Raw genomic sequence first — 19,657 nt, forward strand, 5'->3', positions numbered from 1 at the left:
CGCGCAGACGTCTTGTTGGCGCAAGGAGGCGACACCTACGTTCCCTGCATGCTGACCTTCCTCGGCTTCGCCATGATCGCGACCTTCCTGGTCCTGATCATGCTGAAGAAAATGTCGCCCATCGCGGCGCTCGTCCTCATCCCCGCGCTCTTCTGCGTGTTCGCAGGCAAGGGCGCGCACCTCGGCGACTACGTCATCGACGGCGTCGGGAAGCTCGCGCCGACCGCCGCCATGCTGATGTTCGCCATCGTCTACTTCGGCGTGATGATCGACGTCGGCCTCTTCGACCCGATCGTGCGCGGCATCCTGCGGTTCTGCAAAGCCGACCCCGTGCGGGTCGTGGTGGGCACCGCCGTCCTCGCCGCGATCGTCTCGCTCGACGGCGACGGATCGACCACCTTCATGATCACGGTCTCGGCCATGTACCCGCTCTACAAGCGGCTCGGCCTGAGCCTGGTGGTCATGACGGGCGTCGCCGCCACCGCCAACGGCGTCATGAACACCCTCCCCTGGGGCGGCCCCACGGCTCGCGCCGCCACCGCACTCAAGCTCGACGCCGCCGACATCTTCGTCCCGATGATCCCGGCCCTCGCGGTGGGCCTGCTCTTCGTGTTCGTCCTCGCGTACGTCCTCGGCCTCAAGGAGCGCCGCCGCGTCGGGCTCCTGGTCCTGCCCGGCGGGGAGGCGGAGGCGGAGGAGGAGTCCCGGTCCCTCGTCGCCGCGGGTTCCGGGGCCGGTGCGGCTGCCGCGACCTCCACCCGCGGCTCGGGATCCGGCTCCGCGGAGGCCGCCTCCGGTTCCGTCGCTTCCGACGCGCCGTCCGGCGAGGGCGACGGATTCCAGGGCCTCGACCCCCACCGCGCCACCCTGCGCCCGCGCCTCTACTGGTTCAACGCCGGGCTCACCGTCGCCCTCCTGACCGCCATGATCATGGAGCTGCTGCCCATCCCCGTGCTGTTCCTGCTCGGCGCCGCCCTGGCCCTCACCGTCAACTTCCCCCACATGCCCGACCAGAAGGCCCGGATCGCCGCCCACGCCGACAACGTCCTCAACGTCGCCGGCATGGTGTTCGCCGCCGCCGTGTTCACCGGTGTCCTCGCCGGCACCGGCATGGTCAAGCACATGGCCGACTGGCTCGTCGGAGCCATCCCCGAGGGCATGGGCCCGCACATGGCCCTGGTCACCGGCCTGCTCAGCCTGCCGCTCACCTATTTCATGTCCAACGACGGCTTCTACTTCGGCGTCCTGCCCGTCCTCGCCGAAGCCGGCGCCGCCCACGGGGTCTCCCCGCTGGAGATCGCCCGCGCCTCCCTGGTGGGCCAGGCCCTGCACATGTCCAGCCCGCTGGTTCCGGCCGTCTACGTCCTCGTCGGGATGGCCAAGGTCGAGTTCGGCGACCACACCCGGTTCACCGTGAAATGGGCGGCCCTCACCTCCCTGGTGGTCCTCGCGGCAGGGATGCTTTTCGGCATCATCTGATCCCGGCCGCCCCTGGCGCCCGGAAAACTACCGACGCTAGTTTGTAGGGTGTTGGCGAGGTCAGGTCTACGCGCTCGTGCGTGCTCGGGAGGAATGACATGAAGGCCCACGACGGGATGTACATCGGCGGGGAGTGGCGGCCCGCCGTCGGCCAGGACCGGATCGAGGTGGTCAACCCGGCCGACGAGCAGGTCATCGGCTCGGTCCCGGCCGGCACCGCCGAGGACGTGGACGCCGCCGTACGCGCGGCACGCGCCGCCCTGCCGGGCTGGGCGGCCACCGCCCCCGCCGAGCGGGGTGCCCTGATCGGCGCGCTGCGCGACGTGCTGGCCGCCCGCAAGGCCGAGATCGCCGAGACCATCACCGCCGAGCTCGGTTCGCCGCTGGGCTTCTCGGAGCTGGTCCACGTCGGATCGCCGATCGCCGTGGCCTCCTCGTACGCCGAGCTCGCGGCCTCGTACGCCTTCGAGGAGCGGATCGGGAACTCCACCGTCCTGCTGGAACCCGTCGGTGTGGTCGGCGCCATCACGCCCTGGAACTATCCGCTGCACCAGGTCGTTGCAAAGGTGGCGCCCGCTCTCGCCGCCGGCTGCACCCTCGTCCTCAAGCCGGCCGAGGACACCCCGCTGACCGCACGGCTCTTCGCCGAAGCCGTGCACGAGGCGGGCATCCCGGCCGGAGTCTTCAACCTGGTGACCGGCACCGGCCCGGTCGCCGGGCAGGCCCTGGCCGCCCACGAGGGAGTCGACCTCGTCTCCTTCACCGGCTCGACCGCCGTCGGCAAGCAGATCGGCGCCACCGCCGGCGCCGCCGTCAAGCGGGTCGCCCTGGAGCTGGGCGGCAAATCGGCCAATGTCATCCTGCCCGGGGCCGACCTGGCCAAGGCCGTCGGGGCGGGCGTGGGCCACGTCATGAACAACACCGGCCAGAGCTGCAACGCGCTCACCCGGATGCTCGTCCACCGGGACCACTACGAGGAGGCCGTCTCCCTCGCGGCCGCCGCCGTCGCCCAGTACCCCACGGGCGACCCGACCGACTCGGCCACCCGCATCGGCCCCGTCGTCAACGCCAAGCAGCACGAGCGCGTGCGCGGTTTCATCGCCAAGGGCATCGAGGAGGGCGCCCGCCTCGTCGCCGGTGGCCCCGACGCGCCGCACGAGCGCGGCTACTTCGTCGCCCCGACCGTGTTCGCCGATGTCACCTCCGACATGACCATCGCCCAGGAGGAGATCTTCGGCCCGGTGCTGTCGATCCTCCCGTACGAGGACGAGGAGCACGCCCTGCGCATCGCCAACGGCACCGTCTACGGCCTGGGCGGCGCCGTCTGGGCCGCGGACGAGGAGACGGCCGTGGCCTTCGCGCGCCGTATGGACACCGGGCAGGTGGACATCAACGGCGGCCGCTTCAACGTGCGGGCGCCCTTCGGTGGTTACAAGCAGTCGGGCGTCGGCCGCGAGCTGGGCACGCACGGTCTGGCCGAGTACCTCCAGACCAAGTCCCTGCAGTTCTGAGCCCCCGCAGCCCCCCAGTTCTGAGCCGCCGCCCCATCGAATACCAGACGGAGAACACGACCATGGTCCGCGCCGCCATCCTGCCCGCCGTCGGAGCCCCGCTGGAGATACGGGAGATCGTGCTGCCCGATCCCGGCCCGGGGCAGGTCCGGGTGCGGCTCGCCGCAGCCGGGGTCTGCCACTCCGACCTCTCCCTCACCAACGGCACCATGCGGGTGCCCGTGCCCGCCGTCCTCGGCCACGAGGGCGCGGGCACGGTCCTCGCCGTCGGGGAGGGCGTCACGCACGTCGCGCCCGGCGACGGAGTGGTGCTCAACTGGGCCCCGTCCTGCGGAGAGTGTCACCACTGCACCATCGGCGAGGTCTGGCTCTGCGCCAACGCGCTCACCGGAGTCGGGGCCGTCTACGCCCACGACGACCGGGGCGCCGAGCTGCACCCGGGGCTGAACGTGGCCGCCTTCGCCGAGGAGACCGTCGTCGCGGCCAACTGCGTGCTGCCCGCGCCCGCCGGCATCCCGCTCGCCGAGGCCGCCCTGCTCGGCTGCGCGGTCCTCACCGGCTACGGCGCCGTCCACCACAGCGCCCAGGTCCGCCCCGGCGAGTCCGTCGCCGTCTTCGGTGTCGGCGGCGTCGGCCTGGCCGCCCTCCAGGCGGCCCGGATCGCGCAGGCGGGCCCGATCGTGGCCGTCGACGTCTCCCCGGCCAAGGAGGAACTGGCGCGAGCGGCCGGGGCCACGGAGTTCGTGCTCGCCTCCGACACCACCGCCAAGCAGATCCGCGCCCTCACCGGCGGGCAGGGCGCGGACGTCGCCGTCGAATGCGTCGGCCGGGCGGACACCATCCGCGGAGCCTGGGAGTCCACCCGCCGCGGGGGCCGCACCACGGTGGTGGGCATCGGCGGCAAGGAGCAGCAGGTCTCCTTCCACGCCCTGGAGATCTTCCACTTCGCCCGCACCCTCACCGGCTGCGTCTACGGCAACAGCGACCCCGCCCGCGACCTCCCGGTCATCGCCGAACACGTCCGCGCGGGCCGCCTCGACCTCGGCGCCCTGGTCACCGACCGCATCACGCTCGACGGCATCCCGGCCGCCTTCGACGCGATGCTGGCGGGCAAGGGCGGCCGCTCGCTCGTCGTGTTCTAGCCCGCCGGGCCGCCGCGGGGCTCACCGCACGCGCACCGGCGCGTCCGACCTCAGTCGGCCGCGCCGGACCCCGGGCGTGCGCGCGGCCACCGATGCCGGCGGCGTCCGTCCCCGCGCGTCACACCGCTTCCTTCAGGGCCTCGTACTGGAGGGCCAGGCCGTCCAGCAGTGCCGCCAGGCCCGTTTCGAAGGCGCCCTCGTCCACCTCCCGCTGGCGCTCGGCCAGCAGGTGGGCCTGGCCCAGGTGGGGGTAGTCCGACGGGTCGTAGGCCGTCTCGTCGTCCACGAAACCCCGGGCGAACGAGGCCACCGCCGAGCCCAGGATGAAGTACCGCATCAGTGCGCCGATCCGGGTCGCCTGCGCCGGCGGCCAGCCCGCCGCCGTCATCGCGCCGAACACCGCGTCCGCCAGCCGCAGGCCGGCCGGGCGGCGGCCCGGACCGCGCGCCAGCACCGGCACGATGTTCGGATGGTCGGACAGGGCGTCCCGGTACGAGTGCGCCCAGGCGTGCAGCGCCGCGCGCCAGTCCCCTCCGGTGTCCGCCTCGAACATCGACAGGTCGACCCTGGCGCTCACCGCGTCCGCGACCGCCTCCAGGATCTCGTCCTTCGTGCGGAAGTGGTTGTACAGCGAGGGCCCGCTGACCCCGAGCGCGGCCGCCAGCCGTCGCGTCGACACGGCCTCCAGCCCCTCCGCGTCCACCAGCGCACCCGCCGCCTCGACGATGCGGGCTCTGCTGAGGAGGGGCTTGCGCGGTCTGGCCATGCGCCACATAGTAGGGCCTGCCCGCCATAAACTACCGGTGCTAGTTAACGGCCGCGACGAACCGCCCGGAGGTGCCCGGTGAACCTGGAGCTGAGCGAGGAACAGGCCGCCGTACGCAGGCTCGCCCGCGAGTTCACCGAGCGCGAGGTCGCTCCCTACGCCGCCGAGTGGGACCGCGCCGAGAGCGTGGACCGGGCCATCGTGAAGAAGCTCGGCGCTCTCGGCTTCCTCGGGCTGACCGTCCCGGAGGAGTACGGCGGCTCGGGCGGCGACCACCTCGCCTACGTCCTGGTCACCGAGGAACTCGGCCGCGGCGACTCCGCCGTGCGCGGCATCGTCTCCGTCTCCCTCGGCCTCGTCGCCAAGACCATCGCCGCCTGGGGGACCGAGGAGCAGAAGCACGCCTGGCTGCCGCGCCTGTGCTCCGGGGACGCCCTCGGCTGCTTCGGCCTGACCGAGCCCGGCACCGGATCCGACGCCGGCAGCCTCACCACCCGTGCCGTGCGCGAGGGGGGCTCGTACGTCATCGGCGGCAGCAAGATGTTCATCACCAACGGCACCTGGGCCGACGTGGTCCTGCTCTTCGCCCGCACCAACGACGAGCCCGGCCACCGCGGGATCTCCGCCTTCCTCGTCCCCACCGACACCCCCGGCCTCACCCGCCGCGAGGTCCACGGCAAGCTCGGCCTGCGCGGCCAGGCCACCGCCGAACTCGCCCTCGACGGCGTCCGCGTCCCCGCGTCCGCGATGCTCGGACCGGAGGGGAAGGGGTTCTCGGTGGCCATGTCCGCCCTGGCCAAGGGGCGCATGTCGGTCGCCGCCGGCTGCGTCGGCATCGCCCAGGCGGCGCTGGATGCGGCCGTCTCCTACGCCTCCCAGCGCGAGCAGTTCGGCAAGCCGATCGCCCACCACCAGCTGGTCCAGGAGCTGATCGCCGACATCTCGGTGGACGTGGACGCCGCCCGCCTGCTGACCTGGCGGGTCGCCGACCTCATCGACCGCGGGCAGCCCTTCGCCACCGAGTCCTCCACCGCGAAGCTCTTCGCCTCCGAGGCCGCCGTGCGCGCCGCGAGCAACGCCCTCCAGGTGCACGGCGGCTACGGCTACATCGACGAGTACCCGGCCGGGAAACTCCTGCGCGACGCCCGCGTGATGACCCTGTACGAGGGCACCAGCCAGATCCAGAAACTGCTCATCGGCCGCGCCCGCACCGGGGTTTCCGCGTTCTGATCCCGCGGACCCCGAGCTCCCGGGATTCCTGAGTAGGCATCTGAGTACGCGTGCGGATGTGCTCCCCGCCACACGCCACGATGCTGGCGCCATGAACGAGACACCGGTCAAGCAGCAGAGCACGGGGGCGTACTACGGCCAGGCCGTCGCCTCCTTCGGCATCGCCATCGCCGCCGTGGCCGTGGGGATCTACAACCTGGAGGTCGACGGCTGGGTGCGGGCCTTCCTCGGCATCGCGGTCCTCTACCTCACCACCTCGGCCTTCACGCTCGCCAAGGTGATCCGCGACCGGCAGGAGGTCACGCAGATCGTCAGCCGGGTGGACCAGGCCCGCATGGAGAAGATCATGGCGGAGTACGATCCGTTCGCCCCGAAGTAACAGGTCCGCCCGGGAAAGCTAAGCGCTTGCTCACCCTCGGGTAAGGTGTCACTCCCACACGGCGAAGAGGGTGAGTGAACGATGGACAGCGCGGAGGAGACGGCCGGCGGCTACCAGCCGTGGTCCGAGGTCACCCCCGACGCCGCGCGGCGGCTGCTCGTCGCCGCCGTCGAGGCCTTCGCGGAGCGCGGCTACCACGCCACCACCACCCGCGACATCGCGGGCCGCGCCGGCATGAGCCCGGCCGCCCTCTACATCCACTACAAGACCAAGGAAGAGCTGCTCCACCGGATCAGCCGGATCGGCCACGACAAGGCCCTGGAGATCCTGGAGACGGCCGCTTCGGGCCCGGGGACCGCGGCCGGGCGGCTCGACGCCGCCGTACGGTCCTTCGTACGGTGGCACGCGGCACATCACACCACCGCGCGCGTGGTCCAGTACGAGCTCGATGCTCTCGCTCCGGAGCACCGCTCCGAGATCGTGGCACTGCGCCGGCAGAGCGACGCCGCCGTGCGCCGCATCCTCGCCGACGGGGTCGCGGCGGGGGAGTTCGACGCCCCCGACGTGCCCGGCACCACCCTCGCCGTGCTCTCGCTCTGCATCGACGTGGCCCGCTGGTTCAACGCGGACGGGCGGCGCACCCCCGACGAGGTCGGCGCGCTCTACGCCGACCTCGTCCTGCGCATGGTGGGCGCACGCCCTCAGAAGTAGTACCGGGACACCGACTCCGCCACGCACACCGGCTTGTCGCCGCCCTCGCGCTCGACCGTGACCGTGGCCGTCACCTGTACGCCGCCACCGGCCTCCGTGACCTCCGTGATCACGGCCGTGGAGCGCAGCCGCGAGCCCACCGGCACCGGCGCCGGGAAACGCACCTTGTTCGTCCCGTAGTTGATGCCCATCTTCATGCCCTCGACCCGCATGATCTGCGGCACCAGGCTCGGCAGCAGCGACAGCGTCAGGTAGCCGTGCGCGATGGTGGAGCCGAAGGGCCCGTCCGCCGCCCGTACGGGGTCCACGTGGATCCACTGGTGGTCGCCGGTGGCGTCCGCGAAGAGGTCGATCCGCTTCTGGTCCACCTCCAGCCACCCGCTCGGGCCCAGCGGCTCGCCGATCCCGGCGTGCAGTTCCTCGGCGGACGTGAAGACCCTCGGCTCGGCCATGCCCTGCTCCTGCCTCTCACACTCTCACTCGAATAAGCGCTTGCTCAGCATGCTGGGACCGTATGTGTATGTCAACGGACCTCCGACTACCCTCGGCCGGGTGCCGCAGATTCCCGAGAACGTCCACGAACTCACCGTCGGCCAGCTGTCCGCCCGCAGCGGCGCGGCCGTGTCCGCGCTCCACTTCTACGAGTCCAAGGGCCTGATCAGCAGCCGCCGCACCTCCGGCAACCAGCGCCGCTACACCCGCGACGCGCTGCGCCGGGTGGCCTTCGTGCGGGCCGCGCAGCGCGTGGGCATCCCGCTCGCCAGCATCCGCGACGCGCTCGCCCGGCTCCCCGAGGAGCGCACCCCCAACCACGAGGACTGGGCCCGCCTCTCCGAGGCCTGGCGCGCCGAGCTCGACCAGCGGATCGCCCGGCTCGGCCGCCTGCGCGACCACCTGACGGACTGCATCGGCTGCGGCTGCCTCTCACTGGAGACCTGCGCGCTGTCCAACCCGGACGACGCCTTCGGCGAAAGGCTCACGGGCTCCCGCCTGTAGCGGCCTGCCGCGCACCCGCGCCCGCACCCGCCGGGCCGGCCCGGTCCAGCACGGACCGGGCCGCCGCCACCAGCTCCGCGTTCGACCGCGCCCGCCGCCCGTCCGGCAGGTGCAGTACGTCCCCCACGCCGGTCCGCGCGCCCGTACCGCACCGCGCGGCCAGCCGCAGCACCGGCCAGGCGGCGTCCTCCCGCCCGTACAGCAGCACCGGCACCGGCGGCAGCCCCCGCAGCCCGGCCACCAGCGCCGGATCCGCCGCCGCGAGCTCGACCGCCAGCCGGACCAGCCCGGGCGCCCGCACCGGCCAGGCCAGGAACCGCGCCATCGGCCCGTGCCCGGCCGCCCCGCCCAGCGGCACCACCGCGTCCACGGCGACCCCCCGCGCCAGCAGGGCCTCCGCCAACTCCTCGGCCCCCGGCTCCGCGAAGTCCACCGCCGCCCGGTCGGGCAGCACCGTCCAGGACCGCACCCGCGCCGGCCGCCCCGCCGGATCGGGCTCGGCCGCGATGCTCACCGGCACCGACAGCGGTACGAGGACCCCCGCGCCCCGCATCGCCTCCAGCACCGGCCCCACCACCCGCGGCGAAAGGCTCTCCCGCCCGCACGGCGTCCGCGGATGCACCAGTACCTCCCCGGCCCCGGCGGCCACCGCGGCCAGCGCCGATTCCGCCAGCGCCGCAGGGGACATCGGCACGGCCGGCCCGTCGGCGGCGCCCCGCGAACCGTTCAACGACACCGGCAACGACACCGGCGACGGTGACGGCACCGGCATCGACACCCGCACCGGGGCCCTCACGCCGCCCCCGCCGCCGGCACGTCCGCCAGCGCCCGTCTCGCTCCGTGGAGGTCGGTCAGCGCCGGTCTCGGCACCACGATCCCGCAGCCCCCGCACACCGGCCCGTCCCAGGCCCACGCCCCCTCCCAGGGCCCGACCGCAGCCGCGGCCGCCGCCCCGTCCGGCCACCGCAGCTCCCGCTCCCCGCACACCGGGCACGCCGTCCCCGGCTCCGACTCCAGCGCCCGCACCAGCCGCCGCAGCACCTCGCCCAGCGCCCCCTCCGGCCGCACCCCCGGATCCGCGCACCGCACCACCGCGTCCCCGCTGCCGCCCCACGCCCACTCCGGCCTGCGCAGCCCGTGGTACTTCTCCCGCCGGCGCCGCTCCGCGAACTGCCGCTCGTACTCCAGCCAGACCGCCCGCGCGTCCTCCAGCTCCTCCAGCGCGGCCACCAGCCGCAGCGGATCCGCCCCCCGGTCCTCGGGCGCGATCCCGTGCCGGTCGCACAGGTGCCACCACGTGGCCCGGTGCCCGTACGGCGCGAACCGCTCCAGGCAGCGGCGCAGGGAATGGCGCCGCAGGGCCCGGTCGTTGCGTGCGTCGCGCACCTGGTAGGCCAGACTCCGGAATCCCGCCATCACACCTTCACCTCCACCGATGTGCCCAACATGCCCGGCACTCGGCGGGCGCATGCGGGGGCGGACGAGGCGTGCGGGTGGCACGTGGCCGGAACTCAGCGCCCCATGCGCCCCGCGGCAACCACCACCCGGGCCAGCTCCTCGTGGCAGATGTCGCTGTGCGCCCCCGAGGGGGCACCGCCCCGCCGCACCACCGAACCCGCGTCCACGCTGACGCAACCGCTCCCCGGCACGCCCTCGCGCAGGACCGCGTCGAGGCTCAGCCGGGGCGCACCCGGGACCGCCTGCACGCCGTCGTGCCCGATGGCCCCCCACCGCTCGTCGAAGCCCAGCAGTCCGGCCGAATCCCCCGCCATCCGGGAGGCCAGCGGATAGAACACCTTGAGGGAGGTGTCGTAGGGGGAGTGGCAGGCCACCACCGGTCCGGCGACCCTGCGCTGGAGGCCGGCGAGGTCGCCGCCGCGGCCCCCGTCGTGCGGCAGCCGGTCGCAGAAGGCGTAGTGGGAGAAGGCGCCCTGGAGCAGGGTCACGGAGGTCACGTGCCGGGCCCCCTCCGGTACGGCGCGCAGCGAGAAGGACACCACCCGCGCACCGAAGCTGTGCCCGATCAGATGGACCCGCAGCCCCGGGCGGCTGCGCGCCAGCACGGCCAGCACCGGGCCGAGACCGCGTTCGCCGACGACCCCCGCCCGCTTCTTCATCTGGTAGTACGTCGCCTGCCGCAGCAGCTCCTTGGCGCCCTTCCACAGGCCGCGCAGCCCGCCGCCGACCGACAGCGCCCGCGCGTCGTCCGCGTCCCCGGGCGGGGCGCCGGCCTCCGCCAGCGCGAGGGTGAGGATCCGGCACACCTCCAGGACGTCTTCCGTGAACAGGGCGGGCACCGCCGGGGCGACCGCCGCCGGTACGGCGTCCAGCCCGGCCAGCTCCCGTACGAGCGCCCCGAATTCGACGAAGGCGGCCGCCGAATCCGGCCGCTCCTCCAGCAGTTCGGCCACCCGGTCCAGCTCCGCCCCCCGCCCCGGCCAGAACTCCCCGAGAGCCTGCCGGGTGCCCGGGTCCAGGGCCGTCCCGAAGCCCGGCTCGGCGAGCGCGCCCGGCGCCTCGAAGTCCGGTATCGGCTCGTCCGAGAAGCGGATCGACGGCCATACGACTCCCACGTACCCCAGCCGTACCTGTGGCCCCACCAGCCCCGGGAAGGGGGCGAAGAACCGGTCGTACAGCCGGGTCGCCGTGGACCGGTCACTGTTCCAGCCGTGTGCGAAGACCAGCAGGTCCGTGGCGTCGATCCGGCCCACCGCCTCCTGCGTGGCCCGGTCCACGTCCCCCTCCGCGTCGAAGGTCAGCTCCGCGTACGGCCCGACCCCGATCCCCGCCCCACCCGACATGACGTCCCCCTCCACGCCGCGCCCTTCCGGTGTTCCCAGCATCCCGCCGCGCCCCCCACCCGGCTAGGGGTCTGCTCACCCGTACCGCACGTACTCCTCGCGCACCGCCTCGAAGCGGGCCAGGCCCGCCGCCCAGTCGCCCGCGATCTCCTCCACCCCGGCCCCCGCGTCCACCAGCTTCCGCACCCGGTCCGAGCCCGTCAGCCGGTCGATCCAGTGGTCCTCGCGCCAGGCGAAGCCGCTCCAGGAGCGCCGCGCCGTCACCAGCAGGCCGATACCGGCCCGGACCGGGTCGAAGGCCTCCCGGTCGTGCACGATCAGCCGGATCCCGCCGCAGACCTTCCCCGCGTGCTTGGAGAAGGTGGGCGTGAAGTACGCCTCCCGGAACCACACCCCGGGCACGCCCAGCGCGTTCGCGGCCTCGGCCCACCGGCGGTCGACGCCCTCCGCGCCCACCACCTGGAAGGGCGTGGTGGTACCGCGTCCCTCGGACAGGTTCGTCCCCTCGAACAGGCAGGTGCCCGCGTACGCGAGCGCCGTGTCCGGGGTCGGCATGTTGGGGCTCGGCGGCACCCAGGGCAGGCCGGTCCCGTCGAAGAAGGACTCCCGCCGCCACCCGGTCATCTCCACCGTGCGCAGCCGGACCGGCCTGTCGGTCAGGAACTCGCCGTTGAACAGCAGGGCCAGCTCGGCCGCGGTCATCCCGTGCGCGAGGGCGATCGGCTCCCGGCCCACGAAGCTCGCGTACGGACGCTCCAGCACCGGCCCCGCCACCCGCAGGCCGCCCACCGGGTTGGGCCGGTCCAGCACCACCACCGCCTTGTCGGCGAGGGCGGCGGCGCGCATGCAGTCGTAGAGGGTCCAGATGTAGGTGTAGAAGCGGGCCCCGACGTCCTGGATGTCGAAGACGACGGTGTCGATCCCGGCCGCCGTGAACACGTCCGCGAGCCGCTGCCCGCTCTTGTCGTACGTGTCCCACACCGGCAGGCCGGTCGCAGGGTCCCGGGAGGCGCCTTCGGAGTTTCCGGCCTGCGCCGTTCCGCGGAAGCCGTGCTCCGGGCCGAAGACCGCGACGAGGTTCACCCGTTCGTCCGCGCGCAGGACGTCGACCAGGTGGCGGGCGTCGGCCGTGATGCCGGTGGGGTTGGTGACCACTCCGACCCGCTGGCCGGCGAGGGCGGCGTAGCCGTCCGCGGCGAGCCGCTCGAAACCGGTCCGCACCCGGTCCGCCGCGTCGGCCCGGCCCACCCGGTCCACCTGGTCCGCCCGGCCGGCCAGGACCTCCTGGCCGGCCAGCCCTGCCCGCCCGGCCCCGCCCGCCTGCTCCGCCCGCCTGGCCCGGGCCGCCCGCCCGGCCGGCGCGCCGCTCGGCGCGGAGGCTCCCACCGCCCCCACCGCTCCCATGGCCCCCGCCAGTCCCAGCACCCCGCGTCGCGACAGCGTCATCCGGCCACGCTAGGAGCCCGACCCCTTCCGCCCCGACATACCGACTGGTTAGTCTGCCCCTGATCCCTCGATCCCCCCGTCCGGCCACGAAAGGTGATCCCCGTGAGCGCGTACCAGGACCAGCGAGTCGTCGTCACCGGAGCGGGCGGCGGCATCGGCGCGGCCCTCGCCCGCCGCTTCGCCGCCGAGGGCGCGACCGTCGTCGTCAACGACCTCGACCCCGCCAAGGCCGCCTCCGTGGCGAGTGCCATCGGCGCCCGCGCGACCGCCGTGCCCGGTGACGCCTCGGAGATCGTGGACGAGGCCTGCGACGCGCTCGGCGGAAGGATCGACATCTACTGCGCCAACGCCGGACTCGCCTCGGGCGGCGACGCGTTCGCCGACGAGGCCGTCTGGGAATCGGCCTGGGACACCAACGTCATGGCCCACGTCCGCGCCGCCCGGCTGCTCCTGCCGGACTGGCTGGAGCGGGGGGACGGCCGCTTCGTGTCCACCGTCTCCGCCGCGGGACTGCTGACCATGATCGGAGCGGCCCCGTACAGTGTCACCAAGCACGGAGCGCTCGCCTTCGCCGAATGGCTGTCGCTGACCTACCGCCACCGCGGCGTCCAGGTCCACGCCATCTGCCCGCAGGGGGTGCGCACCGACATGCTGACCGCCGCGGGCTCGGCGGGCGATCTCGTCCTCGCGCCGACCGCGATCGAGCCGGAGGCGGTCGTGGACGCGCTGTTCGACGGCATGGAGAAGGGCCGGTTCTTGATCCTCCCGCACCCCGAGGTCGCGGACTTCTACGCGGCCCGCGCCACCGAGCCGGACCGCTGGCTGACCGGCATGAACCACCTCCAGCAGAAGTGGGAGACCCGGTGACGGATCCCTCGTCGGCGGCCTCCGCGTACGCGGCGAAGCCCTGGCTCGGCCTGCTCAGCCCGGTCCAGCGGGCGCCCGTCGCACCGCCGCCGAGCGTGCTGCACGCCTTCCGGGACGCCGTGGCCCGCGTCCCCGGGCGGACCGCGCTGGCCTACTTCGACGGCCGCACGAGCTACGCCGAGGCCGACGCGCTCTCCGACTCCGTGGCCGGCCACCTCGCCGCGCGCGGCGTCCGCCGCGGGGACCGGGTCGCCGTGATGCTCCAGAACACGCCGCACTTCGTGCTGGGCGTCCTCGCCGCCTGGAAGGCCGGGGCGGTCGTCGTCCCGCTCAACCCGATGTACAAGTCCGGCGAGGTCGGGCACATCCTGCGGGACTCGGGGGCCGTTGCGCTGCTGTGCGAGGGGGGTGCGTGGTCGGCGTACCTCCGCGAGGCCGTTCGGGGCACGGCCGTACGGGTCGCCCTGACCGCCTCGGACCGCGACTTCCAGACCCGGAACGACCCCCGGGTCTTCCCGGCCCCTTCCGGTTCCCGCTGCGCGGAGCCGTCCCCTACCCGCCCTTCCACCGTTCCCGCCTCGGACGCCGGCGCGGCTCACGAGGACTCGGGGCTCCGCCCCGAGCCCCACACGGGCGCTCCGCGCCCGTCGCCTCAATCGCCGGCGGGGCTGGACGGCCCCGCCTTCGACGCGTACGCGGCTGACGAGCCGGTGGCGGCGGATCTGCTCGGCGTGGCCCGGCAGGGGCACCCCGCGCCGCGCGATGTGGAGCTCGCCGCCGGCGATACCGCCCTCATCAGCTACACCTCCGGCACCAGCGGCACCCCCAAGGGCGCCATGAACCCGCACGGTGCCCTCACCTACAACGCGGTACGGCAGGTCACCGGCCACCCCCTCCCCGAGGGCGCCACCTACTTCGCCCTCGCCCCGCTCTTCCACATCACCGGCATGGTCTGCGAGTTCGCCACCTGCTTCGCCAACGCCGGCACGCTCGTCCTCGCCCACCGCTTCGACGCCGGGGTCGTCCTCGACGCCTTCCTCGAACACCGCCCCGCCTACACCGTCGGCCCGGCCACCGCCTTCATGGCCCTCGCCGCCCACCCCGGCGTCACCCCCGACCACTTCGCCTCCTTCCAGGTGGTCTCCTCCGGCGGAGCCCCGCTGCCGCCCGCGCTCGTCGAACGGCTGCGCGCCTCCTTCGGCTTCTACCTCCGCAACGGCTACGGCCTCACCGAGTGCACCGCCCCCTGCGCCTCGGTCCCCGCGCACCTCGAAGCCCCCGTCGACCCGGCCTCCGGCACCCTCTCGGTCGGCCTCCCGGGCGCCGACACCGTCGTCCGCATCCTCGACGAGCACGGCGCCGAACTGCCCTTCGGCGAGACCGGCGAGATCGCCGTACGCGGCCCGCAGGTCGTGCCCGGCTACTGGGGGCTGCCCGCCGACACCGCCAAGGCCTTCCCCGGCGGCGAACTGCGCACCGGGGACGTCGGGTTCATGGACGCGGCCGGCTGGCTCTACGTCGTCGACCGCAAGAAGGACATGATCAACGCCTCCGGCTTCAAGGTCTGGCCGCGCGAGGTCGAGGACGTGCTCTACTCCCACCCCGCCGTCCGCGAAGCGGCCGTCGTCGGCGTCCCCGACCCCTACCGCGGGGAGAGCGTCAAGGCGTACGTCAGCCTGCGCCCCGGCACCTCGGCCGAACCGGCCGAGCTCTCCGCGTACTGCGCCGAGCGCATCGCCGCGTACAAATACCCGCGCCAGGTGGAGATCCTGCCTGTCCTTCCGAAGACGACCAGTGGCAAGATCCTGCGACGGGAACTGCGCGAGCGCGGCTGAAAACAGTCGGACGGTCGTACAGCTGGGAATGGGAAGGGAAGGTCGGCGCCATGGCTGCCAGGACCACGGAACCCGAAGGCACGCACGAGGCCCCGGTACCGCAGCGGCTGCTGGCCGTCGCCACCCGGCTCTTCGCCGAGCGCGGCTACGACCGCACCTCCGTCCAGGAGATCGTCGAGGCGGCCGGGGTCACCAAGGGTGCGCTCTACCACTACTTCGGCTCGAAGGACGACCTGCTGCACGAGGTGTACGCGCGGATGCTGCGCCTCCAGCAGCAGCGGCTCGACGCGGTGGCCGATTCCGACGCGCCCGTCGAGGAGCGGCTGCGGGCGGCCGCCGCCGACGTGGTCGTCACGACCATCGAGAACCTCGACGACGCGGCGATCTTCTTCCGGTCGATGCACCAGCTCAGCCCGGAGAAGTTCAAGCAGGTGAGGGCCGAGCGCCGGCGCTACCACGAACGCTTCCGGGCGCTCGTCGAGGAGGGCCAGCGCACGGGGGTGTTCTCCACCGCCACCCCCGCCGACCTGGTGGTGGACTACCACTTCGGGTCCGTGCACCACCTGTCCACCTGGTACCGCACGGACGGCCCGCTCACGCCGCAGCAGGTTGCCGATCACCTCGCGGACCTCCTGCTGCGCGCCCTGCGTCCGTAGGGAGCGCCGGGTAGTCGTTGTAGCCCTCCGGCCCGTGTACGTGCATCAGGAACTCGGGCCGGATCTCGTTGAGCCGCGCGCCGGTGCGCAGCCGCTCCACGAAGTCGGGGTTGGCGAGGAACCCGCGGCCGAGCGCCACCAGATCGGCGCCCCCGGCAAGCAGCTGCTCGGCCCGCAGCCTTCCGCCGTCGGCGGCGACCTCCTCGTGGGAGAGCCGCGGGTTGGCGATCAGGGTGCCGGGCCAGGCCGCGCGGATCTCCCGGAAGAGAGGCTGCCGCGGGTCGGCGTGGACCTGGTGCAGGTAGACCGGTCCCACCTCCGCCAGGGCCTTGACCAGCGCCGGGTAGATCTCGTCCGTGTCGCCCTCCTCGATGCCGTTGACGTTGACCCCGGGCGAGATCCGTACGCCGACCCGGTCCGCGCCGATGGCCTCGGCGACGGCCCGGACCACCTCGACGGTGAACCGGATCCGGCCCTCCACGGAGCCGCCCCACTCGTCGGTGCGCCGGTTGGTGTTCCCGGCCAGGAACTGGTGGAGCAGGTGCCCGTTGGCGGAGTGCACCTCCACCCCGGCGAAGCCCGCCTCGACGGCGTTGCGGGCGGCGGTCGCGAAGTCGGCGATGGTGGACCGGATGTCCTCGGCCGTCATCTCGCGGGGCGCGACGGCGTCCTGGAGCCCGGCGGGGGTCTGCAGCTGCTCCGGGAAGCGCACCGCGGACGGGGCGAGCGGAACGTGTCCGCTGGTGTCGGGGTGGCCCACCCGGCCGCCGTGCTGGAGCTGGAGGAACATCCGCCCGCCGGCCGCGCGCACGGCATCGGTGACGCGGCGCCACCCCGCGATCTGCTCGGCGCTGTGGATGCCGGGGATGTGGGGGTAGGTCTGGCCGACGGCGCTCGGCGTGGTGCCCTCGGCGATGATCAGGCCGGCCGAGGCGCGCTGCGCGTAGTGGGTGGCCATGAGCGGGCCCGGGACGCCGTCGGCACCGGCGCGGTTGCGCGTCAGCGGCGCCATGACCAGGCGGCTGGGCAGCTCCAGGGCGCCGAGGCGGGCGGATTCGAAGAGACGGGATGCGGCGGGTACCTGCGGTGTGTGCGTCATGCCGGTACCGTAAAACCTGACACTGATGTGAGGTTCAAGGGCGGGGTGGGGCATGCGGATCGGTGAACTGGCGGCGCGCACGGGCGTGAGCGAGCGGTCGCTGCGCTATTACGAACAGCAGGGGCTGCTGGCGTCCGACCGGACGCCCGGCGGCCACCGGGACTACCCCGAGCGGGCCGTCGACCGGGTCATCCGGATCCAGGAGCTCTACGCGGCCGGCCTGCACAGTACGAAGATCGCACAGATCCTGCCGTGCATGCGGGACGAGGACGGCGGCCCGTCGGTGCGCGCCACCCCGGCGCTGGTGGCCGAACTGACCACCGAGCGGGAGCGGATCGACCGGATGATCGGCGATCTGCTCCGCTCCCGCGAGGTGCTGGACGAGGTCATCGACGCGGCGGCGGGCCGCCTGGCCGCGACCCCCTAGGCGGGTGCGGCCCGGCTACTGGTAGCGCTTCAGTTCCCGGCGTGCCAGCGACCGCTGGTGGACCTCGTCCGGGCCGTCGGCCAGGCGGAGGGTCCGCGCCGCCGCCCACAGCTCGGCGAGGGGGAAGTCCTGGCTCACCCCGCCCGCGCCGTGCAGCTGCACCGCGTCGTCCAGGATCCGCACCACCGCCCGCGGGGTCGCGATCTTGATGGCCTGGATCTCGGTGTGGGCGCCCCGGTTCCCGGCCGTGTCCATCAGCCAGGCCGTCTTCAGCACCAGCAGCCGCAGCTGCTCCACCGTCACCCGGGCATCCGCGATCCAGTTCTGCACGACGCCCTGCGCGGCCAGCGGCTTGCCGAAGGCCGTACGGTCCAGCGCGCGCCGGCACATCAGCTCGATGGCCCGCTCCGCCATCCCGATCAGACGCATGCAGTGGTGGATGCGGCCCGGGCCGAGCCGCGCCTGGGCGATGGCGAAGCCGGTGCCCTCCTCGCCGATCAGGTTCCCCGCCGGGACCCGGGCCCCGTCGAAGAACACCTCGGCGTGGCCGCCGTGGTCGTGGTCCTCGTACCCGTACACCGTCATGGCGCGCCGCACCTCGACCCCGGGGGTGTCGCGCGGGACCAGGATCATCGACTGCTGGCGGCGCGGATCGGCGCCCTCCGGGTCGGTCTTGCCCATCACGATGAAGATCCTGCAGTCCGGGTTCATCGCCCCTGAGATGAACCACTTGCGGCCGGTGACCACGTAGTCGTCCCCGTCGCGCTCGATCCGGGTCTCCACGTTCGTCGCGTCCGAGGAGGCCACCTCGGGCTCGGTCATGGCGAAGGCGGAGCGGATCTCCCCGGCAAGCAGTGGCTCCAGCCACTGCTTCTTCTGCTCCTCGTTCCCGAACTGGGCGAGCAGCTCCATGTTCCCGGTGTCCGGGGCGGCGCAGTTGGTCGCCATCGGCGCCAGGTGCGGGCTGCGGCCGGTGATCTCGGCGAGCGGGGCGTACTGGAGGTTGGTCAGCCCCGCGCCGTGCTCCGCATCCGGAAGGAAGAGGTTCCACAGCCCCTGGCGGCGCGCCTCGGCCTTCAGTTCACCGAAGACGGCCGGGGTGTCCCAGGGCGAGGCCAGCCGTGCGCGCTGCTCGGCGGCGAGGGCTTCCGCCGGGTAGACGTACTCCTCCATGAACGCGAGCAGCCGCTCGCGGAGTTCCTCGGTCCGGGCATCGAATGCGAAGTCCATGCTGATCGGCTCCTCAGCCTTCCTGGAGGGTGGTCAGTCCGTGCTCGATGAAGACCGGCACCAGCTCGCCGATCCGGTCGAAGCCCGCCCCGACGGTCTGCCCGAGCGTGTAGCGGTAGTGGATGCCTTCGAGGATCACCGCGAGCTTGAACCACGCGAAGGCCGTGTACCAGGCGATGGCGCCGGCGTCCCGGCCGGAGCGGGCGGCGTACCGCTCGACCAGCTCGGCGGGGGACGGGTGGCCGGGCGCCCCGCTCGTCGTGCTGACCGGGGATTGCGTCAGCCCCAGGTCGGAGCTGTACATCACGAGCAGCCCGAGGTCGGTGAGCGGATCGCCCAGCGTGGACATCTCCCAGTCCAGCACCGCCCGGATCGTGTCGTCCGGCCCGCCGATCAGCACGTTGTCGAGCCGGAAGTCCCCGTGCACCACGGTCGGGGCGGGGGAGTCGGGCAGCGCCCGGCCGAGCGCGCCGTGCAGCTCGTCGATCCCGGCCAGCTCGCGTCCCCGCGAGGCCGCGAGCTGCTTGCCCCAGCGGCGCAGCTGCCGGTCGAGGAAGCCCTCGGGCCGGCCGAAGTCGCCCAGGCCCACCGACTCCGGGTCCACCGCGTGCAGTTCGACCAGGGTGTCCACCAGGCCCAGCACCGCCCGCCGGGTGCGCTCCGGCCCGATCGCGGCGAGCTGGCCCGCCGTCCGGTACGGCACCCCCTCCACGTACTCCATGACGTAGAACGGCGCCCCCAGCACCTCCTCGTCCTCGCACAGCAGCATCGGCTCGGGCACCGGCACGGCCGTGCCGTGCAGCGCCTCGATCACCCGGTGCTCGCGGCGCATGTCGTGGGCGGTGGCCAGGACGTGCCCGAGCGGCGGCCTGCGCACCACCCAGCGGGAGCTCCCGTCGGTGATCTCGTACGTGAGGTTCGAGCGGCCGCCTTCGATCAGCCGGCCGCGCAGCGCCCCGGTCACGAGTCCCGGCCGCGCGCGGTCGAGATGACCTCGCAGCCGCTCCAGATCGAGGCCCCGCGGGTCGGCCGATGCTGACGCTGAGGCTGGGGGCATGCTGCGCACCTCCGTGCGGAGTCGA

The 19,657-nt window shown here is 73.5% G+C and carries 20 protein-coding genes; 11 read left to right on the plus strand and 9 right to left on the minus strand.

Features of this window, described 5'->3' with window-relative positions; genetic code table 11:
* The first annotated feature begins 48 nt into the window (after positions 1 to 48).
* The 3 genes from ACFTXQ_RS24710 to ACFTXQ_RS24720 all read left to right on the plus strand — a co-directional run bounded on the left by ACFTXQ_RS24710 (position 49) and on the right by ACFTXQ_RS24720 (position 4,132).
* Positions 49 to 1,479: a CitMHS family transporter gene (locus tag ACFTXQ_RS24710; protein WP_382644248.1), complete on the plus strand. Its 1,431-nt coding sequence runs from the start codon at positions 49 to 51 to the stop codon at positions 1,477 to 1,479.
* A 98-nt stretch (positions 1,480 to 1,577) separates the two neighbouring features.
* Positions 1,578 to 2,990, plus strand: a complete 1,413-nt coding sequence (locus ACFTXQ_RS24715; RefSeq protein WP_382644250.1) for an aldehyde dehydrogenase family protein — start codon at positions 1,578 to 1,580, stop codon at positions 2,988 to 2,990.
* A 62-nt stretch (positions 2,991 to 3,052) separates the two neighbouring features.
* Positions 3,053 to 4,132 carry a Zn-dependent alcohol dehydrogenase gene (locus ACFTXQ_RS24720; protein ID WP_382644252.1) on the plus strand — a complete coding sequence of 360 codons (1,080 nt, stop codon included), beginning with the start codon at positions 3,053 to 3,055 and terminating at the stop codon, positions 4,130 to 4,132.
* Positions 4,133 to 4,250: 118 nt separating this feature from the next.
* On the opposite strand, the gene ACFTXQ_RS24725 is transcribed toward ACFTXQ_RS24720, so the two are convergent.
* Entirely contained in the window at positions 4,251 to 4,898 is a 648-nt protein-coding gene (locus ACFTXQ_RS24725; protein WP_382644254.1) for a TetR/AcrR family transcriptional regulator C-terminal domain-containing protein, read from the minus strand.
* A 78-nt stretch (positions 4,899 to 4,976) separates the two neighbouring features.
* Between ACFTXQ_RS24725 and ACFTXQ_RS24730 the strand changes: the two genes are divergently transcribed.
* The 3 genes from ACFTXQ_RS24730 (at position 4,977) to ACFTXQ_RS24740 (ending at position 7,218) form a co-directional block, all read left to right on the plus strand.
* Positions 4,977 to 6,128 carry an acyl-CoA dehydrogenase family protein gene (locus ACFTXQ_RS24730; RefSeq protein ID WP_382644256.1) on the plus strand — a complete coding sequence of 384 codons (1,152 nt, stop codon included), beginning with the start codon at positions 4,977 to 4,979 and terminating at the stop codon, positions 6,126 to 6,128.
* 91 nt (positions 6,129 to 6,219) lie between these two features.
* Positions 6,220 to 6,507, plus strand: a complete 288-nt coding sequence (locus tag ACFTXQ_RS24735; RefSeq protein WP_382644258.1) for a YiaA/YiaB family inner membrane protein — start codon at positions 6,220 to 6,222, stop codon at positions 6,505 to 6,507.
* Positions 6,508 to 6,588: 81 nt separating this feature from the next.
* The gene (locus ACFTXQ_RS24740; protein WP_382644260.1) at positions 6,589 to 7,218 is read left to right on the plus strand and encodes a TetR/AcrR family transcriptional regulator; all 630 of its coding nucleotides are present in this window, start codon (positions 6,589 to 6,591) and stop codon (positions 7,216 to 7,218) included.
* On the opposite strand, the gene ACFTXQ_RS24745 is transcribed toward ACFTXQ_RS24740, so the two are convergent.
* Positions 7,209 to 7,670 carry a MaoC family dehydratase gene (locus ACFTXQ_RS24745; RefSeq protein WP_382644261.1) on the minus strand — a complete coding sequence of 154 codons (462 nt, stop codon included), beginning with the start codon at positions 7,668 to 7,670 and terminating at the stop codon, positions 7,209 to 7,211. The two genes, ACFTXQ_RS24740 and ACFTXQ_RS24745, sit on opposite strands and share 10 nt — an antisense overlap.
* A gap of 100 nt (positions 7,671 to 7,770) precedes the next feature.
* Between ACFTXQ_RS24745 and soxR the strand changes: the two genes are divergently transcribed.
* A complete protein-coding gene (gene soxR, locus ACFTXQ_RS24750) occupies positions 7,771 to 8,214 on the plus strand; it encodes a redox-sensitive transcriptional activator SoxR (RefSeq protein WP_382644263.1) in 444 nt (147 codons plus the stop codon).
* Here soxR and ACFTXQ_RS24755 read toward each other — a convergent pair.
* The 4 genes from ACFTXQ_RS24755 to ACFTXQ_RS24770 form a co-directional block, all read right to left on the minus strand.
* Positions 8,195 to 8,902 (minus strand): 3-keto-5-aminohexanoate cleavage protein, encoded by a 708-nt coding sequence (locus tag ACFTXQ_RS24755; protein ID WP_382644309.1) that lies wholly within the window; start codon positions 8,900 to 8,902, stop codon positions 8,195 to 8,197. The two genes, soxR and ACFTXQ_RS24755, sit on opposite strands and share 20 nt — an antisense overlap.
* Positions 8,903 to 9,006: 104 nt before the next feature.
* Positions 9,007 to 9,630, minus strand: coding sequence for a hypothetical protein (locus ACFTXQ_RS24760; protein WP_382644265.1), 624 nt, complete (start codon positions 9,628 to 9,630; stop codon positions 9,007 to 9,009).
* A 95-nt stretch (positions 9,631 to 9,725) separates the two neighbouring features.
* Positions 9,726 to 11,015 carry a serine-threonine protein kinase gene (locus tag ACFTXQ_RS24765; RefSeq protein WP_382644267.1) on the minus strand — a complete coding sequence of 430 codons (1,290 nt, stop codon included), beginning with the start codon at positions 11,013 to 11,015 and terminating at the stop codon, positions 9,726 to 9,728.
* 75 nt (positions 11,016 to 11,090) lie between these two features.
* A complete protein-coding gene (locus ACFTXQ_RS24770; RefSeq protein WP_382644269.1) occupies positions 11,091 to 12,461 on the minus strand; it encodes an exo-beta-N-acetylmuramidase NamZ domain-containing protein in 1,371 nt (456 codons plus the stop codon).
* Positions 12,462 to 12,554: 93 nt separating this feature from the next.
* On the opposite strand from ACFTXQ_RS24770, the gene ACFTXQ_RS24775 reads away from it, so the two are divergent.
* From ACFTXQ_RS24775 to ACFTXQ_RS24785, 3 genes are read left to right on the plus strand one after another with little or no spacing between them, the layout of a single operon-like run.
* Positions 12,555 to 13,328, plus strand: a complete 774-nt coding sequence (locus tag ACFTXQ_RS24775) for an SDR family oxidoreductase (protein ID WP_382644271.1) — start codon at positions 12,555 to 12,557, stop codon at positions 13,326 to 13,328.
* Positions 13,325 to 15,163, plus strand: a complete 1,839-nt coding sequence (locus ACFTXQ_RS24780) for a class I adenylate-forming enzyme family protein (protein ID WP_382644273.1) — start codon at positions 13,325 to 13,327, stop codon at positions 15,161 to 15,163. Before ACFTXQ_RS24775 ends, ACFTXQ_RS24780 begins: the two co-directional genes overlap by 4 nt.
* A 50-nt stretch (positions 15,164 to 15,213) precedes the next feature.
* Positions 15,214 to 15,819, plus strand: coding sequence for a TetR/AcrR family transcriptional regulator (locus ACFTXQ_RS24785; protein ID WP_030294262.1), 606 nt, complete (start codon positions 15,214 to 15,216; stop codon positions 15,817 to 15,819).
* On the opposite strand, the gene ACFTXQ_RS24790 is transcribed toward ACFTXQ_RS24785, so the two are convergent.
* Positions 15,758 to 16,918 carry an alkene reductase gene (locus tag ACFTXQ_RS24790; protein WP_382644275.1) on the minus strand — a complete coding sequence of 387 codons (1,161 nt, stop codon included), beginning with the start codon at positions 16,916 to 16,918 and terminating at the stop codon, positions 15,758 to 15,760. The genes ACFTXQ_RS24785 and ACFTXQ_RS24790 overlap by 62 nt on opposite strands.
* A 52-nt stretch (positions 16,919 to 16,970) precedes the next feature.
* Here ACFTXQ_RS24790 and ACFTXQ_RS24795 point away from each other — a divergent pair, with 52 nt between their 5' ends.
* The gene (locus ACFTXQ_RS24795; RefSeq protein ID WP_382644277.1) at positions 16,971 to 17,345 is read left to right on the plus strand and encodes a MerR family transcriptional regulator; all 375 of its coding nucleotides are present in this window, start codon (positions 16,971 to 16,973) and stop codon (positions 17,343 to 17,345) included.
* Positions 17,346 to 17,360: 15 nt separating this feature from the next.
* On the opposite strand, the gene ACFTXQ_RS24800 is transcribed toward ACFTXQ_RS24795, so the two are convergent.
* A complete protein-coding gene (locus ACFTXQ_RS24800) occupies positions 17,361 to 18,575 on the minus strand; it encodes an acyl-CoA dehydrogenase family protein (protein WP_382644279.1) in 1,215 nt (404 codons plus the stop codon).
* Positions 18,576 to 18,588: 13 nt separating this feature from the next.
* Positions 18,589 to 19,632 carry a phosphotransferase family protein gene (locus tag ACFTXQ_RS24805; protein WP_382644281.1) on the minus strand — a complete coding sequence of 348 codons (1,044 nt, stop codon included), beginning with the start codon at positions 19,630 to 19,632 and terminating at the stop codon, positions 18,589 to 18,591.
* Positions 19,633 to 19,657: the final 25 nt, after the last annotated feature.

Origin of the sequence: Streptomyces sp. NPDC057010 (assembly GCF_042673805.1) — a bacterium.
Classification (GTDB): Bacteria; Actinomycetota; Actinomycetes; order Streptomycetales; family Streptomycetaceae; genus Streptomyces.

Excerpts from the sequence above, each read along its gene's own strand:
- ACFTXQ_RS24710 (WP_382644248.1), top strand. The coding sequence starts at position 49 with ATGCTGACCTTCCTCGGCTTCGCCATGATCGCGACCTTCCTGGTCCTG.
- ACFTXQ_RS24715 (WP_382644250.1), top strand. The coding sequence starts at position 1,578 with ATGAAGGCCCACGACGGGATGTACATCGGCGGGGAGTGGCGGCCCGCC.
- ACFTXQ_RS24720 (WP_382644252.1), top strand. The coding sequence starts at position 3,053 with ATGGTCCGCGCCGCCATCCTGCCCGCCGTCGGAGCCCCGCTGGAGATA.
- ACFTXQ_RS24725 (WP_382644254.1), bottom strand. The coding sequence starts at position 4,898 with ATGGCCAGACCGCGCAAGCCCCTCCTCAGCAGAGCCCGCATCGTCGAG.
- ACFTXQ_RS24735 (WP_382644258.1), top strand. The coding sequence starts at position 6,220 with ATGAACGAGACACCGGTCAAGCAGCAGAGCACGGGGGCGTACTACGGC.
- ACFTXQ_RS24740 (WP_382644260.1), top strand. The coding sequence starts at position 6,589 with ATGGACAGCGCGGAGGAGACGGCCGGCGGCTACCAGCCGTGGTCCGAG.
- ACFTXQ_RS24745 (WP_382644261.1), bottom strand. The coding sequence starts at position 7,670 with ATGGCCGAGCCGAGGGTCTTCACGTCCGCCGAGGAACTGCACGCCGGG.
- ACFTXQ_RS24755 (WP_382644309.1), bottom strand. The coding sequence starts at position 8,902 with ATGTCCCCTGCGGCGCTGGCGGAATCGGCGCTGGCCGCGGTGGCCGCC.
- ACFTXQ_RS24760 (WP_382644265.1), bottom strand. The coding sequence starts at position 9,630 with ATGGCGGGATTCCGGAGTCTGGCCTACCAGGTGCGCGACGCACGCAAC.
- ACFTXQ_RS24765 (WP_382644267.1), bottom strand. The coding sequence starts at position 11,015 with ATGTCGGGTGGGGCGGGGATCGGGGTCGGGCCGTACGCGGAGCTGACC.
- ACFTXQ_RS24770 (WP_382644269.1), bottom strand. The coding sequence starts at position 12,461 with ATGACGCTGTCGCGACGCGGGGTGCTGGGACTGGCGGGGGCCATGGGA.
- ACFTXQ_RS24785 (WP_030294262.1), top strand. The coding sequence starts at position 15,214 with ATGGCTGCCAGGACCACGGAACCCGAAGGCACGCACGAGGCCCCGGTA.
- ACFTXQ_RS24790 (WP_382644275.1), bottom strand. The coding sequence starts at position 16,918 with ATGACGCACACACCGCAGGTACCCGCCGCATCCCGTCTCTTCGAATCC.
- ACFTXQ_RS24795 (WP_382644277.1), top strand. The coding sequence starts at position 16,971 with ATGCGGATCGGTGAACTGGCGGCGCGCACGGGCGTGAGCGAGCGGTCG.
- ACFTXQ_RS24800 (WP_382644279.1), bottom strand. The coding sequence starts at position 18,575 with ATGGACTTCGCATTCGATGCCCGGACCGAGGAACTCCGCGAGCGGCTG.
- ACFTXQ_RS24805 (WP_382644281.1), bottom strand. The coding sequence starts at position 19,632 with ATGCCCCCAGCCTCAGCGTCAGCATCGGCCGACCCGCGGGGCCTCGAT.